This window comes from Parabacteroides goldsteinii, from assembly GCF_020091425.1.
GTDB lineage: Bacteria > Bacteroidota > Bacteroidia > Bacteroidales > Tannerellaceae > Parabacteroides > Parabacteroides goldsteinii.
On sequence record NZ_CP081906.1, the window covers coordinates 4622971 to 4639199 of the forward strand.

Here is a 16229-nt window from a genome sequence, read left to right on the forward strand (position 1 = left end):
TATTGTTTTTATAACGTTAAACTTAAACCGAAATTAAATGAAACAGGAACCAGACTTCCGTATTCCGGATCATTATACTGCCATTCCTTAGTCCAGCAAGCCACATTACGAACACTTCCCGATACACGCAGTCCTCCTAAATGGTATTTCGATAAAAACTTTTTAGGTACATTGTACTCCAGTGCAATACTTTCCAAACGTATAAATGACTTATCTATAATACGTTGACCACCACTAGCCACATTCGAACCACCTAAGCGGGCATAATCATTCGTAGGATTCTCCGGAGTCCAATATTTTAGCTTATACACATTTTGTCGCTCTGCTTCATATCCACTATTAATAAACTCTTCAGAACCTTTCTGTCCCCACTTAGAATAAATATTTACAGAGACATTAAAATTCTTCCAAAATGTAAAGTCATTTCTAAACGACCAACGGAAACGGGGGGAAGTAGATCCTAAAAATACTTTATCATCATTGGAATATCTTCTGTTTTCGACATCATATATATCTTTGAATTTAGGGTCTCCCGGAACCTGTTTATATTTAGCAGCCTCCTCTTCTTCACCTAACTGCCAGATTCCTTCATATTGATAATTCCATATTTCATTAATATCATGACCGATAAACCATTTATTCTTTTCATCATCCACTTCTTTTCTTCCAATTACATTACCATTTTCATCCAATACATCTTCATAAGTATAATATAAATGCACGATCTTATTCCTGTTCAGGGAAACATTCAGGCTGGAATTCCATTCAAAATTCCTATTCTGAATATTCAATGTATTTAGTGTCAATTCAAAACCTTTATTCTGAACTTCACCCAAATTTGTGGTAATGCTTGAAAAACCGGTAATATCAGACAAGCTCTGACTCATAACCAAATCTGTAGTTGGCATATGGTAATATTCAATACTACCTATGATACGATCATTCAGGAAGCCAAAATCAAGTCCAAAGTTCCAGGAAGTAGTTCTTTCCCAACGCAGGTTCGGATTCGCCATACGACTGACATACAACATTGAAATTTCCTGCAAAGATCCATTTGAACCTATATAACCATAAGGCCCTGATCCGGTCGTCAAGTTAGAGAGGGCATCATATATTCCGACACCACGATTACCGTTGGATCCCCAAGAAGCTCTTAACTTACCACGGCTCATCGGTTCCCAGGTAAAAAAGTCCTCTTCCGTAAATGCCCAGGCCAAAGCAGCCGACATGAAAGTTGCTCTCGGATTCGATGTTCCAAACGCAGAATATCCATCACGACGAACCGATAACGTTGTCATATATTTATCATCATACGAATAGAATAGACGAGCTAACAAGGCATCCCCCGTACTGTGAGTATCTTCTGTTAAAAAAGAACTTTTTAATTTGTCGGCACCTCCTACATAATGTAGCCCCAATGCATCTGTCGGAATAAAATCACGTGCATTAATTTTATCTGTCCATTTTCTATGTTCCTCGGCTTCCTGAGCCAATGTTACATTCACTTTATGCTTTTTAGCAAAAGTATAATCCCAGTTAATCGTATTATTAACCAACCACTCAAATCGCTGTGTTTGTTCTCTGTCTACAGCACCATTATGTTTCGTTTTCCATTCCGGATGCTGTGAAGACTCGTGATAACGATTATGATACCATTGGAAACGCGGAGTAAAATTAAGCGTATAGCTAATATTAAAAGGTAATTTAATCTTTGCCGTCAAAATAGTATTCAGTGTAGTATAACCACGTTCCAAATCTTTATACTGTCTATCAAAACGATAGTTATACCCCATATTTAAAGGATTTTCACCCATAGGATGCCATGCCAAACTACCGTCTTCTTCATAAGGCGTAGAATATGGAGAGTTCTTTTTTAATACATCTTCCGGCTTTACAGCTAAATTTCCATCTGTGCGATCCTGAAAATTCACATTTGCTCCTAAAGTCAAGAAATTGGCAACGGTGGCATCTACCTTTAGATTCGAACGAATACTCTTATAATCATCCCCAACAATTTGTCCTTTTGAATCCAAATATCCCAATGAGAAATAATAATTCACCTTTTCGCCACGACCGGAAATACTCGCATTATAGTCCTGCTTGATTCCTGTTCGATATGCTTCATCGTACCAATCATACGTTTTACCGGCAAAATAGTTTTCTTTTTCTTTATCGAACAAGCCTAAACGACTCAGCCAGATTTCATCATCTGTCCCCTGTTCTACAGACATTGCTCTCCACTCATCAATCGTTAAACCATATTTCTTCAGATTTGTAGCAGTCGGTTGTCTATATTTACCCGGATTAACAAAACCAGTCTGGCTGTCAAACCAATCTGAACGAAAGTCCAGATATTCATTGGCATCGTACACTTTGCGTTGTCTTCCCATAGTGACAACTCCCCAGTTAGCATCAAAACGTACAGTCGGTTTTTCTGATTTTCCTTTTTTAGTCGTTATAATAATAACACCATTGGCCGACTTGGCACCAAACACTGCAGCAGAAGATGCATCCTTCAGTACATCTAACTGATCAATATCCTGAGGATTGATTTCTGATAATTCACCAAAAAATATAACATTATCCACTACGATCAAAGGATCATTATTACCCGATAATGAACGCTGGCCTCTGACCTGCAATGATCCGCCACCTTTGGCAGAAGAACTAACTCCGACATTCAAACCCGGTACTCCTGTCCGTAAAATATCTTGTACCGTAGTAATACCTTCTTTAAGCAACTTATCAGGACGTACTTGGGCTACGGCACCTGTAAGATCTCTTTTACGCATCGTACCATAACCGACTACTACAACCTCATCTAAAGCCTGTGTATCCTCCTGCATCGTAATATTAAGAACTGTTTTTCCCTTCACATTAACACTCTGACTCAAATAGCCAATAAATGAGAACTGAAGAGTCGCACCATCACCTACTTCCAATGAATAGTTTCCATCTACATCTGTAATAATACCATTAGATGTTCCTATCTCTACAACATTAGCTCCGATTATCGGTTCTCCTTTAGCGTCAATTACAACTCCTGTTACCTTTTTCTTATTCTGTTTTATCTCCTGAATGCCTTTGGATAAGGTGATATAATTATTTTCAAATACATAATTAATATTGGCATTCCTGCACACTTCTTCCAAAAGTTCCGTCACTTTAGCTGAGGTCTTTTTAAAAGAGATCAGCTTATCCACATCTACATCCTGATTTCGGAAAACAACTAAATAGTCAGTCTGTAACTCAATCTCTTTTATCAACTGCTTGATAGAAATATTATTTTGTTTGATTTTAACAATTGTGTTTTGCGCATCCATATCTGTTGCCATCAACTGACATACACAGACAAATAAAAGTAATAGCGATATTCTCATAATCCTAAAAAAATCTTTAACGCTGTTATTATGCACAGCAAAATACTGTAACAAAGTTTTTCTTTTCATACATTTGTTCAATGTTTAAAGTGAATACTAAAAAATTTTACGTCTTGTGTTTACTTTACATCGGCGGCAGTTGTTGGTAGCTTCTGCCGCTTTTGTTTTTACTTGTGTTATTTCCTCATAAGCATTTCGTTTTTAGTTTAACATTCTATTTACTTAAGGTTATTATATTCCGGTCTTTATCTTTTTCTACTTTAAATTTCCGTATTTGCTGCAATACCCGAAATACATCATCCAGACTATCACGCTGCCTGAACTTACCTGTATAAGTATCATTAAACAAGGAAGCATCTTTTACTATAATCCTAACGTCGTAATATAACTCCATTTTCTTCAGAATATCGATCAGAGGCTCGTTTTCAAAGGCATAAATACCCTCACGCCACAAAAAACGCTCTTCGAGGCTTATCTGTGATACAATCATTTTTCCCTCTGAAACAGTAACTTGTTGATCCGGCTTCAAAATAATCCCTTCTTTCTCCTTATCAGGAAAAAATACTTTGACAGTACCTTCCAACAAACTAGTCTGTATATATCCGGCATCCGGATAGCAGTAAACGTTAAACTGCGTACCCAGTACTTTCATATCGATATCCTGTGTTGAGACAATAAACGGTTTTGAAGGATTTTTCGCCACATTAAAGAAAGCCTCTCCTTCAACAGTCACTCGTCTTTCTTTCCCAACAAACTGGGCCGGATAAACCAACCTCGACTTTGCATTTAACCAAACCTCCGTTCCATCCTGTAAAACAAGTTGTGCACGTTGCCCGGCTGGTGTATATAAAGTATTCATTGTATTGGATAATAAATTCTGTTGCAAACTATTCTGCATATATAAATATGTCAATATACTTGATGATACGACTAATACTGCAACAACTGCCGCATAACTTAATCGCCGTACCCACAGTTTTAAGCTAACTCCACGTTGTTTCGCGGAAATAAACTGATCAAATTTATCTTTGCCGACCTCCCTGTTTTCCATCTGATGCCCCAGATTCAATAAAGCGTACATATTCTGATATTCCGCAAATTGCCTCTTCAGTTCCTCATTTGCTTCAACATCATGCAGCAGGGATAAACGTTCCTCCGGGGAAAGCTCCTCATAAAAGTATTTTTCTATTCGTTCGTCCATATTTTCCGTTTAATAATTAATAAACGGATGAAGGGATGAAAACCCCCAAAGGAGATATTCAATTTTTTAGTTATTCAGAAAAAATAAAAGAAGAGGCAAGTAGTCTTTCAGTTCAGATTTTAGTTTCTTATAAGCAATGTTCATTTGGTTTTCAACAGTTTTAAGAGATATATTCATTTCTACGGCAATATCTTTCTGTTTCTTCCCTTCTATTTTACTTTTAATAAAAATCTCTCGGCATTTATCCGGTAAAGAATTTATCACTTCCGATATTATCTTTTCAATATCCTGTTCCGACAAAAGTGATTGGTCAAATAATTCCAATGACGCCAGTTTTACTTTTAAAGTAATCTGATACTCTTCTTGCATTTGGCTTACAGCCTCTCTTACAACGATATCATGGCGTAAATGGTCGATGCACCTGTTTTTTATCGATGTAAAAAGGAAAGCAACTAAATTTATGTTATAGGTAAGAAGCTCCTTTTTCTCCCAAAGCTCTGTAAAAACATCCTGTACTATGTTTTCCGCATCTTCTTCAGACAGGACATATTCCTGAGCAAAACATTTCATTCTGGAGAAATATGATACATATATTTCTTCAAAATCATACGGTATATTCCTCTTTTCTGTTAACATCTCTCTCTCAGATAAATAAAATCCCGGAAAACAAAAGTAACTGTTTTCCGGGATTATCCAACGATTCAAAATATTTATTCTTCTATCCAGCTTAGTTGCTTCCAGACTTCGGGACCATCATTTTTCTGGGGGACTCCCGGAGTACTACGGCCTTCCCTGACGTATTTTATCATCAGCTCCTTCAACTCTTTCACAATCTCAGGATGTTCTGCATATACATTTTTTGTTTCTGCCGGATCATCCTTCATATTATACAACTGAACCAACGGCAATGTTTTAATTACATCATCATCCGTACCTGGTCTCGGAAAACTCCAACCGCCGGAGCCGGGAGACAACAAGAGTTTCCATTCTCCCTTACGGATCGTGAAATCACCATTGATCGAATGATGAACCGTAGCCTCACGGATAACATTACTTTCTTTCTCATTCAACAACAAAGGCAGGATATTGTAGCTGTCCTCACCTTCAGAATCTTTCAACTGATAATCGGCAACAGCGGCAAACGTTGCAAAGAAATCAGTCAGACAGACCGTCTGGCTTACCGTATGAGGTTTAACCTGTGCCGGCCATCTTACAACACAAGGGATACGGTGACCGCCGTCAAACAAGTCGGCTTTATGCCCGCGATAAATATAACTCGGATAATGCCCCTTTTCCTGTAGTTCATCAAACTTGGCCTGCGGACTGCAACCATTGTCGGTACTGAATACCAATATTGTATTATCATCAACACCGGCATCCTTCAATGCTTTCATTACCTTACCTACCATATCATCCACCATCAGTACAAAATCGCCGTAAGGATTCAGACCGGATTTACCCTGGTACTCCTTGATCGGCAAGATCGGAGTATGAGGAGCCGGTAACGGGAGATACAGATAGAAAGGCTTGTCTTCCTTTGATTTATCATGAATATAATCCACCGCCCTGTTGATAAAATTGGGTAACGTCTGTTCATGATCAAAATCGGAAGCCGTCGGTCCCTTACGCCAATACTTCATACCGTCATTCACAGTCACCCGGTCAGGCAAAGCAGTCGGCATATCATTTTCCACATAAACATAAGGAGCCATATCCAGGGAAGCAATGATCCCATAGAAATAATCGAAACCTCTTGTCGTAGGCCCGTTGGAGATAGGTTTGCTAAAATCCACACTATCCGGCCCTGCTTCTATATTATTCCAATCCCATCCGAGGTGCCATTTACCGATACATGCCGTCTGATACCCCTGATCCCTCAGCACAGAAGCGATCGTTCGGCGGTCCGGAGCGATCAAAGCCTTATTGTATCCCATCAATACACCGGATTTGAGATCGGAACGCCAGTTATACCGTCCGGTCAACACGCCGTAACGCGAAGGTGTGCTGACAGACGAACTGGAATGTGCATCTGTAAAAACAACTCCTTCATTAGCAATCCGGTCGATATTAGTCGTTTTTATCTTGGAGTTTTCATTCAATGCAGAAACATCTCCATATCCCATATCATCCGCAAAGATGAACACGATATTCGGCTTCTTTGCTTCCTGTGGCTGTTGTTGGGCACAACTGCTAAAGACTGCCAGGCTGCCTAAAGAAAGAAGCAGCCCGCGATTTTTGATTAACTTATTCATATCTCTGTTTTATTTGTAATTCGGGTTCTGAACCAAAACGCCATTGTTCTTGTCGATCTCACTCTGCGGTATCGGCCACAAATAAAAACGATCTTCAAATACAGATTTATACAATGGCAATGTCGGCTCGTCAAAGTTATTCATAATTTCTCCAATAATACGCCATCGTTTCAGATCAAAATAGCGATGCCCTTCGAATGCTAATTCTATCCGCCTTTCATGACGTATCTTTTCGCGCATCTGTGTCTGATTCAAACCTGTCGGTAACGGCGGCATATCAACACCTTTACGGGCACGGATACTGTTAATAGCATCATACACTTTCTGAGTCGGGCCATTCACTTCATTCTCTGCCTCCGCTATAGCCAGCAATATTTCGGCATATCTGAAATGTACCCAGTCCTGATCACTACGCGTATTATACCCGATCGGATACTGCGTCTTGTCGCGGGTTACAAATTTCTTCAGTCCGTAACCGGTCGGCAAAACGCCCGTAACAGGCTGTTCGACATCTCCCATAACCAATTGCTGATAAAAAGTAGACATATCCAAACGGGGATCTCGGTTTTCGATCGGGTTTTCCGGATTATATAACGGATTTTCCGTAGAAAAAGAAGTACCGTCCTTAAACTCAAATTCACTCACCAGGTTCGTCAAAGGAGCACAACGTAACCATGCGCCAAACCACAGATCACTCGTATGCCAATTATTGGGAGCCAGATATTTCGTCGAGAAAATGATCTCCGTATTCGTTTCCTGCCCTGCACCCTGAAAAATACTTTCAAAATCATTACTTAACGAATAGCCTTTTATTTGCTCAGCTACAGTCAGTATATTCCCCATTTTTTCAATATCAGCTTTTCCGTTGTCATTATATGCGTCATATAACATAATTCTGACCTTTAAAGCAAGAGCCGCACCTTTTGTCACTCTTCCGGGTAATTCCAAATAGGTATTGTCCGGCAACAGTCCAATGGCATCATCCAGATCCGAATAGATCTGTTCTAAGATTTTTGTAGCTTCAACTTTCGGCTGATATTGTGTTTCAAGATCGAGGGGTTCAAGGATCAAAGGAACATCTCCGTAACATCTATACAAGAATGAATAATAAAATGCTCTGAGGAAAAGTACCTGTCCTTTATAAAAATCTCTCTCTGTTTCCGATAAGTCGGTATTTTCGTACCGGTCCAATTGATAAAGAAATAAATTCATACGGGTAATCCCGACATACGAACCTTTATATACATCTTGAATTATGCCTACAGTCGACGGGTCTATATTCCCTTGGAATACATCAAAAGTGATTCCTTCTCCCACACTATGACAATTATCAACAAAACTATCCCATTGAGGAGTACCGAATGAAAAATAACCATGGCTAAATTTCGTCATTGTCCCGTAACAGGCGGTCAGAGCCATATCCAAATCGCTTTTTTGTTTCCAGAATGTATTCTCCGAAGGTTTGGACGGCGGATTCTTTTCCAGAAAATCATCACATCCGCTCATGATAACAACCAATGCCAGCAGCAAATAATATTTAGCTTTCTTCATAACCATATCGAATTAAAATTGGACGTTAATACCAAATGAACAAATCTTATTTTGCGGATAAGCGACAAAACGACCGTCTTCTTCTCTTTCCGGATCCAATTCCGGATAATTGGTAATTGTCGCCAGATTATCACCGGAGAAGAATATACGTATCCTTTCAACCAACATTTTCCTTGTCAACTCTACAGGAATAGTATAGCCTATTGTCAGATTCTTGAGACGCAAATAAGAAGCATCTTTCAAAAAGTAAGAATTCTTTCTTGTATTCTTGCTACCGCCGAAATCATCAAAATACATTCTCGGATACTTTGCGTTATCCGGATTATCCTCTGTCCAGCGATATTTTACATAATCAATTGTCGGAGCACTACCCTGACGGAATGGCTGTAATCCCCAATCCGTAACATAATGTTTCTTTCCTTCAACACCTTGCAGCAGAAGAGAAACGTCAAATCCCTTCCAACTGGCAGACAAATTAAATGCATACTCAAATTTAGGGAATCGTCCGTCAATCACTACACGGTCATCATTATCTATCACACCGTCATTATTGGCATCACGATATTTCAGGTCGCCCGGCAATGTATTATCATTGAACTGTTTGGGCGAATTTTTCACATCATCCTCATCCCTAAAAATACCGATACAATCCAGCATATAATAAGAATTGTAAGGCAAACCTTCCTGACGCAAATAATGTCCGGATATTTCATCAGCACCAAACTTTGTCACCTTGTTCCTGTTACGGTCAAAATAGAAACCTACATTATAATTTAATCCCTTGAAAAGACCGCCTTTAATATTATTTACATATTGCGCATTAATTTCAAAGCCTTTATTCTCCATCTCACCGTTATTTATAACAGGTGCATCCAATCCTAAAGCCCCTGTAACCTGGGCATCCCGGAGAATATTTTTTGTTTTCTTTTTATACCAGTCAAGCGTAACATTAAGACCATTGAATACAGTTGCCTCCAAACCTATATCAGTAACGGTAGTAGTCTCCCATGTTATATTACGGTTTGCATACTTGGTTTGTGCATAACCGGTCGACAAAGAAGAATTATCAAATGTATAGTTCCCCTCATTTTCCATGACTGCCTGATAAGGGTATATACCAATATTCTGATTACCTAACTGTCCCCAGGAAGCCCTGATCTTCATACTATTCAACCATGACCAATGCAAATCCTGCATAAACTGTTCTTCTGTCATTCTCCAACCGGCAGAGAAAGAAGGGAATATACCCCATCTGTCGTCGGGATTAATGCGGGAAGAACCATCATAACGGAAGTTGGCCTCAAACAAATAACGTTCCTTATAGTTATAATTGAAACGTCCGAAAATACCCATTAACGACCATTGCTCAAGATTTCCTTCTGCCTCCTGTAATTCTTTCGAACCGGCATCAATCTCTGTCAATGGGAACGGAAAATCTTTTCTATACCCCTTCAGCCAATCATAATCATTTGTTTCCTGAGAATAACCCAATTGCAGACCGAAATTATGATTCTGGTCTTTTGTTGACACGTCATACTTCAAATAAGAATACAGATAAGTATAGAACGTATGATAATCATTCGAATTCAGACCTTTTGCACCCACATCCAGTTCATTCATATATTCACCGGAATGATAATTATAAAGTTTTACCAACGGACGCCATTCTTTCTCTCTTTCTGCGATCATGCGAACCGCTCCCTTTGTATGCCAGGACAACCCTTTAACAATATCTATTGTCAACCAGGCCTGTGCATTCACATCATAACTCGTATTTTTACGTAATGCATCATTACCGACCAAAGCAATCACATTCTTGTTATTACTTTCCCATGGATAAGCCTTGTACACCCACGAACCGTCGGAACGTTGAGGTGCATAAGTAGGTGCCTGTGCAAAAATAGAAGTAAAGCTGCCATCTGTGCCTCCCTCATAAGGACGTTTTCTGTCCCCTCTCATAAACCCCACATACGAACCGAATTTCATCCATTTAGTTATCTGGCTCTGCAGATCTGCCGTAAAATTATACTTCTTATATCCGTGTCCGTCCATTGTTCCGTTTTCATCGGCATAATACATAGAAACATTGTATGACATCTTATCCGATCCGCCGGAAACAGCTACATTGTGATTATGTGAGAACGTACTGTGGATATGTTCGCCCAACCAATCATAATTAGGATATTCCGGATCACCCGGTTTAGCATTTTTATACTGGTCAATAATCTCCTGAGGATACAAACCCGAAGAAATACCGGAATTCGCTTTAGCCTCATTCCATAAATTCATATAATCCACGGAATTGGTAACGACATTCAGCATACGTGTCGGAGAATAAATGGCAAAGTTTCCGGAATAACTGATCGATGTCTTTTTATTTATACCCGTTTTCGTTGTCACCAATACTACACCATTAGCCGCACGCGCACCATATACAGCAGCGGAAGCGGCATCTTTCAATACCGATATGCTTTCTATCGCATTCGGATCGAGATTTGACAGATCTCCCGGAACACCGTTGATCAGCACCAGCGGATCGGAGCCGGCATCGGAATACGTGCCTTGTCCGCGAACCCGCAAACTCACTTTATTATTACCCGACTGTCCGGAACCGTTTACGACACGCAAACCCGGAACTTGCCCCTGTAACATGGAAGTTGCATTGGTAACAGGACGTTTAGTCATCTCTTCCCCTTTCACTACAGAAACAGCACCGGTAAGATTTACCTTTTTCTGAACACCATAACCTACGACAACCACTTCCTCCAGTTTTTGTGTGTCTTCCATCAATCTCACATTTATCATCTTTTGGTTATTCACGGCTATTTCTTTGGATATATATCCGATATAGGAAAATAAAAGGACCGAATTTCCTTTTACGCTTAATGAATAATTGCCGTCGATGTCGGAGATACAACCATTTGTTGTTCCTCTTTCCATCACATTCGCACCGATAATCGGTTCGCCATGTTCATCTGTGATTGTCCCGGTTACCACCAGATTCTCCTTTTCCTGCTTTTTATTCTCGGCAGAAATAACAATATGATTATTTTTAATTACATAAGAGCAATTTGTTCCCTGTAAAATCTGATTTAATGTTTCATCCAGATTTTTATTACCAGTTCCAAGCTCTATCTTCTTATGAATATTCAAAACCGATTCATCATAGTCAACCGACATGTCTGTCTGTTTCTCGATCTCGGCAAACGCTTTTTTGATTGTCAGACTATTTTCGGAAAACGTTATGGTCTGAGACCATATAACCGTAAATTGCGAAAAAAGGAAAAGAAAAAGTATTATTGCTACCCGGAACAAACTATTCAGTTTATTCCATTGTGTTTTCAGGTTTATTTCCATACCTTTGTAAAATTAGATTTTAAAGTTGAATACTATATTATTTACCACCTGTTTCAGGCGATTTATTAATTGGTGTTCACCACGATTTCAAATCCGGGGAGTTCTGATTGGCGTCGTCTTCCCGGGTTCTTTTTTTCATAATGTATCCTCCGTTTTTTAGTTTATATATATCACATTATCTTTAATCCTGTAATTTAATCCGTTCACCATTTCTTTCAGAATATCCAGTACCTGGTTCAAGCCTTCATCCGGCCGGAATTTCATTGTGAAACTACGTCCTGCAAACTTGCCAGTCTCATAGTTAATCGTCACATCGAAACGCCTTTCTATCGTCTTCACGATATAATCGAACGAAGCCCCCTGAAAGGTGAGATATCCGTGTTTCCACTGCATGACTTTGCCGGCATCGACAACTTCTTTGGAAACGGTCCGCAATAAACTGTTATATACGACCTGCTCATCCGGGTGGAGAATGATCGGCTTATCTGCTGTGAGGTCGGTACTTACCCGGACCTTCCCTTCCTCCAACGTCGCAACGGTCAATTCCGAATCCGAATAAGCCTCTACATTAAATACCGTCCCCAGCGCCTCCACATCCATATGGCTTGTCTTAACAATGAAAGGTTTTTCCGGATCTTTAGCCACATTGAAGCTCGCTTCCCCATTCAGGTAAATAGCTCGTTTGTTACCTTCAAACTTTGCGGCATATACCAATAGCGATCCTGAATTCAGCCATACCACAGAACCGTCCGATAAAGTAATTTGCTTTCTCTCGCCGTTCGGCACAAAACATTCCGTCCATTCCGGCTCTATAACCTTCGGCTCGCCCTGCATCACAAACCAGGCACTGGCGGCACCGATCAGAGGTAACAGCAGTATGGCGGCAATCCGGAGAACCTGTTGATACATAGATCGCTTAACTACCGGACGGCCAACTGCTTCCATACGATGGTGTAACCTGTCCAGTTCCTGTACAGTCCGACCGTCTGCTTCTGCCGGAACCTGTTCCCAAAGTTCCTGCATTGCCTCTTCCTTTTCCTGCTGATGGGTTCCGCCGACAAACCACTTCCGGAAAGACATCTGGATTGCATCCGGAAGATCATTTCCGAAGAATTTAGTGATTAATGTATGTATCGTTTTATTCGCCATTTTATCCCCTGTTTATATTGAAGACGGGACAAGGAGCAGGCACACACAGTCCAAAAGAGATTTTTTTCAAAAAAGTAATAAAAAAGCTCCGCGCACGACTTCACGAAGGTCCGCCAACGCCTGACTTACATGGTTCTCAACAGTCCGTTTATTAATTTGCAACTTCTGTGAAATTTCTTCATTCGATAACCCTTCTTTCCGGCTCATCTTAAAAATACGCCGGCGTTGCTCCGGCATTTGTTCGATAGCAATATCGATCAGTATCGATAACTCTTTTGCATAGATGTCCTCTTCTATCAGGTCGGTATAAGCAGAGGATGAAAATTGTAATTTCTGTTCGTAAGACTCTTTTACAAGACTGTGTTCATAATAATCGTAGACCATATTACGAGCCATACGAAATAAATAGGCTTTCAGGGAACTGACCTTAGAAATGCTTTCCCGGTTTGTCCAGACCTTGAAGAAAATATCCTGCGCCATATCGCACGCCTCTTCCTCATCCTTAATGAAACCTTTGAAAAAGTTCTTTACCCGCGGATGGTATAACATAAACAGGGCATCGAAGGACTTATGATCCCCCTGCCCCAATTTTTCCAGATATTCAGATTCCCGATCGACCTCCATCATATCGCAAATATAGATATTATTTAAGAACAGATAATATCTTACGATATAAAACGTAAATTTACCGGACACAGCATCATTCTTTCGACAAAACTCAAATTATTGATATTCTTATTCCTATCTTTAGCCAATCAAATAACAACATTTATAAATCTAACACCGGAAAAAATGGATCAATACATAAAAACAATCATCAGTGTAGGCGGCAGTGCGGTCATGCTGGTTATGATCGTATGTGTAATATGGTATGTTGTAAAAGATACCTGGAAAGATATTAACAACAGCTCAAAAGACTAACAGACTCCTGTCATGAAAATGAAAAGAAACAGACCCTTTCCGTCTTTTACTGAAAACAGTAGACAATAACAACCATAACGAAACCGCCCAGGCACTCCCTAAAGCGACGATAAACAAAGCCGGATCTGCCACCTGAGTATATAGACAATACGCTCCGCCAACAAAAAACAGTGTAATAAATAATGCGGCCACAATAGTAGCCAGTAGTGTTTTCATAGATACTTTTTTCATATTCCTTCCCCCTTCTTAGAGCGCAAATATAGAAAAAATCATGAAAACTCATCCAACTTTCCACCACAGTATTTACAGTATTTTGCTTCTTCCTCGTGTCCCGTGCGGAAACAATGGGGGCATCTCAATTCGCTCCGCCGCCGGTGTTCCTTGATCATCGTGGCAGAAACGATACCCGTAGGCACAGCAATGATCGTATAACCGATCAGCATCACACAAGCCGAGATAAAACGGCCGACAGGAGTCACAGGAGTTATATCTCCATACCCCACGGTCGTCATGGTTACAATCGCCCAGTAAATACAGTTGGGAATATTATTGAATTGAGTATCGGGTTGCGTACCTTCCACCATAAACATGATCGTACCGATCGAAGTCACCAGGATCAGTACAAAAAAGAAGAAAACAAAAATCTTCCGGCTACTCAACCGCAGGGATACCAACAGTAAATTCCCCTCCTCCAGAAAGTTAAACAGCTTGAACACACGAAAAACGCGGATCAGGCGGAATGTCCGGATAATAAGTAAATAACGTGCACTGGTAAAAAGGAACCCCAGATACAACGGCAAGGTTGCCAGCAAATCGACAATACCGAAAAAGCTGAAAATATATTTCTTCGGCTTCGGCGAACAATAAATACGCACCAGATACTCGAAAGTAAAAAAAGCAGTAAACACATACTCCAGTATCTGAAGCGCCAGCCTGAAATGGTCGGAAAAAGTGACCACACTCTCCAGGATGACCACCAGAACACTCATAATGATAAAACCGATCAGAAAGACATCGAATAACTTCCCTTTCGGCGTATCCGATTCAAAAATGATCACATACAATTTCTCCTTCAACTCTTTATTGTGAAGAAAGGTATTTATCTTATTTGTAAGAGCCTTCCAAAGACCTGTTTTCTTCTCTTCCATAATAACCCCGTGTTTGAATACAAAAATAAAAAATATTACTTACATTAGCCCAATGAATAAAATCAAGTACTGCCATGAATAAATACTTTTTCATATCACTTCTCTGTATGTTACTACTCTCTTGTAACAAACAAAACAGCAAAACGGAACAGAAAATTTTGCAGGTAGAACTCTCTCCCAAAGATCTGGCAGCCTCCACCCTGTTCAAAAAGATAGAAGTGATCCCTTTGGAAACAAACGAACAATGCCTGCTTAAAACGATCGGACGAGTGATCGAAGCTGATAACAAATATTATATTCTCGATGAAGACAGGGAGATGGGGATACTTTTTTGTTTTGATAAACAAGGCCAATTTCTATCTAAAATAGATAAGACCGGTAACGGTCCGGGTGAATATAATATGATCTATGAAGTCATTGTCAATCCGGAAGAGAACCTTATTCATATGTTAAGTCCGATGGGAGCCATACACACTTATACAACAGACGGGCAATTCATAAAAAGGCACCTGCTGCCAGGAGGCGGAGGGCAAACGGATATGATAGAAATCGACAAAGGGCTGATTGCTTACTGGACTCTGACAACAGCGGGCGATCCGACAGAAAACTTAATCACATTCTATGATACAAACACAGAGGAAATAGCCGGCGGTTTCTGGAAAACGACAGACGATAATTTTATGACCAACATGTGCATCGATGTTTTTTACAAATATAACAATGAAAATTACTTTTCCACTCAATATTCCAATGAGGTATACCGGTTCACGAAAGAGGCCGTAGAATTAGCATATAGATGGGACTTCGGTTCCGGCAATATCAATCTTGAACCCTTTAAGGAAAGAATAAAAGAAGATCCCAATGTATTTCCTCAACTGGTAGATTCACACGAAGTTCCCTACTTTTTCTTCCGACAGTTTCAAAACAAAGACTATTATTACACAGTCCTGAATACCTGGAATATAGATAAATGGTGTAATGTTTTCTATCGCAAAAAAGATGGGAAATCGTTTGTATTCGACACGCTGGAAGGAGGCGCAAAGGTCAAGAAAACAAGTCTTTTCACCGATGAATATATGATCTGCATCGTATCACCGGAGGAGATCGGGACATTGCATAATATTCTTCCGCCGGAAGAGTTCAGTAAAGTAAAAAATTTACAGGAAGACGATAATCTCTGTCTGGTAAAATACTATTTCAAATAATGTTCTATTCGTAAAACCAGCAGTAATCCGACAATATTGACGCATTATTTCTTACTTTTGCGTCA

At 39.9% G+C, this 16229-nt stretch carries 12 protein-coding genes; 2 read left to right on the top strand and 10 right to left on the bottom strand.

Annotated features, from left to right (window positions below; translation table 11 throughout):
• Window positions 1–8: 8 nt before the first annotated feature.
• The 8 genes from K6V26_RS19635 to K6V26_RS19670 form a co-directional block, all read right to left on the bottom strand.
• Entirely contained in the window at window positions 9–3380 is a 3372-nt protein-coding gene (locus K6V26_RS19635) for a SusC/RagA family TonB-linked outer membrane protein (RefSeq protein ID WP_224263632.1), read from the bottom strand.
• A gap of 214 nt (window positions 3381–3594) precedes the next feature.
• On the bottom strand, window positions 3595–4581 hold the full coding sequence (locus K6V26_RS19640; protein ID WP_048317159.1) for a FecR family protein: 987 nt from the start codon (window positions 4579–4581) through the stop codon (window positions 3595–3597).
• 66 nt (window positions 4582–4647) lie between these two features.
• Complete coding sequence (locus K6V26_RS19645; RefSeq protein ID WP_048317172.1) at window positions 4648–5217, bottom strand: RNA polymerase sigma-70 factor; 570 nt, start codon at window positions 5215–5217, stop codon at window positions 4648–4650.
• 74 nt (window positions 5218–5291) lie between these two features.
• Window positions 5292–6833, bottom strand: a complete 1542-nt coding sequence (locus K6V26_RS19650) for a sulfatase-like hydrolase/transferase (protein ID WP_010801553.1) — start codon at window positions 6831–6833, stop codon at window positions 5292–5294.
• Between the two features lie 9 nt (window positions 6834–6842).
• Window positions 6843–8384, bottom strand: coding sequence for a RagB/SusD family nutrient uptake outer membrane protein (locus tag K6V26_RS19655; RefSeq protein ID WP_048317170.1), 1542 nt, complete (start codon window positions 8382–8384; stop codon window positions 6843–6845).
• A gap of 12 nt (window positions 8385–8396) precedes the next feature.
• Complete coding sequence (locus K6V26_RS19660; RefSeq protein ID WP_224263633.1) at window positions 8397–11741, bottom strand: TonB-dependent receptor; 3345 nt, start codon at window positions 11739–11741, stop codon at window positions 8397–8399.
• A 156-nt stretch (window positions 11742–11897) separates the two neighbouring features.
• Entirely contained in the window at window positions 11898–12890 is a 993-nt protein-coding gene (locus tag K6V26_RS19665) for a FecR family protein (protein WP_224263634.1), read from the bottom strand.
• A gap of 66 nt (window positions 12891–12956) precedes the next feature.
• Entirely contained in the window at window positions 12957–13517 is a 561-nt protein-coding gene (locus K6V26_RS19670; protein WP_224263635.1) for an RNA polymerase sigma-70 factor, read from the bottom strand.
• A 165-nt stretch (window positions 13518–13682) separates the two neighbouring features.
• Here K6V26_RS19670 and K6V26_RS28585 point away from each other — a divergent pair, with 165 nt between their 5' ends.
• Window positions 13683–13811, top strand: coding sequence for a hypothetical protein (locus K6V26_RS28585; RefSeq protein ID WP_258971353.1), 129 nt, complete (start codon window positions 13683–13685; stop codon window positions 13809–13811).
• Here K6V26_RS28585 and K6V26_RS19675 read toward each other — a convergent pair.
• Entirely contained in the window at window positions 13800–14027 is a 228-nt protein-coding gene (locus tag K6V26_RS19675; protein WP_048317155.1) for a hypothetical protein, read from the bottom strand. The genes K6V26_RS28585 and K6V26_RS19675 overlap by 12 nt on opposite strands.
• Before the next feature lie 53 nt (window positions 14028–14080).
• Window positions 14081–14959, bottom strand: a complete 879-nt coding sequence (locus tag K6V26_RS19680; protein WP_007655588.1) for an ion transporter — start codon at window positions 14957–14959, stop codon at window positions 14081–14083.
• A 74-nt stretch (window positions 14960–15033) separates the two neighbouring features.
• Between K6V26_RS19680 and K6V26_RS19685 the strand changes: the two genes are divergently transcribed.
• Window positions 15034–16164, top strand: coding sequence for a 6-bladed beta-propeller (locus tag K6V26_RS19685; protein WP_195586697.1), 1131 nt, complete (start codon window positions 15034–15036; stop codon window positions 16162–16164).
• Window positions 16165–16229: the final 65 nt, after the last annotated feature.

Excerpts from the sequence above, each read along its gene's own strand:
- K6V26_RS19635 (WP_224263632.1), bottom strand. The coding sequence starts at position 3,380 with ATGAGAATATCGCTATTACTTTTATTTGTCTGTGTATGTCAGTTGATG.
- K6V26_RS19640 (WP_048317159.1), bottom strand. The coding sequence starts at position 4,581 with ATGGACGAACGAATAGAAAAATACTTTTATGAGGAGCTTTCCCCGGAG.
- K6V26_RS19645 (WP_048317172.1), bottom strand. The coding sequence starts at position 5,217 with ATGTTAACAGAAAAGAGGAATATACCGTATGATTTTGAAGAAATATAT.
- K6V26_RS19650 (WP_010801553.1), bottom strand. The coding sequence starts at position 6,833 with ATGAATAAGTTAATCAAAAATCGCGGGCTGCTTCTTTCTTTAGGCAGC.
- K6V26_RS19655 (WP_048317170.1), bottom strand. The coding sequence starts at position 8,384 with ATGAAGAAAGCTAAATATTATTTGCTGCTGGCATTGGTTGTTATCATG.
- K6V26_RS19660 (WP_224263633.1), bottom strand. The coding sequence starts at position 11,741 with ATGGAAATAAACCTGAAAACACAATGGAATAAACTGAATAGTTTGTTC.
- K6V26_RS19665 (WP_224263634.1), bottom strand. The coding sequence starts at position 12,890 with ATGGCGAATAAAACGATACATACATTAATCACTAAATTCTTCGGAAAT.
- K6V26_RS19670 (WP_224263635.1), bottom strand. The coding sequence starts at position 13,517 with ATGATGGAGGTCGATCGGGAATCTGAATATCTGGAAAAATTGGGGCAG.
- K6V26_RS28585 (WP_258971353.1), top strand. The coding sequence starts at position 13,683 with ATGGATCAATACATAAAAACAATCATCAGTGTAGGCGGCAGTGCGGTC.
- K6V26_RS19675 (WP_048317155.1), bottom strand. The coding sequence starts at position 14,027 with ATGAAAACACTACTGGCTACTATTGTGGCCGCATTATTTATTACACTG.
- K6V26_RS19680 (WP_007655588.1), bottom strand. The coding sequence starts at position 14,959 with ATGGAAGAGAAGAAAACAGGTCTTTGGAAGGCTCTTACAAATAAGATA.
- K6V26_RS19685 (WP_195586697.1), top strand. The coding sequence starts at position 15,034 with ATGAATAAATACTTTTTCATATCACTTCTCTGTATGTTACTACTCTCT.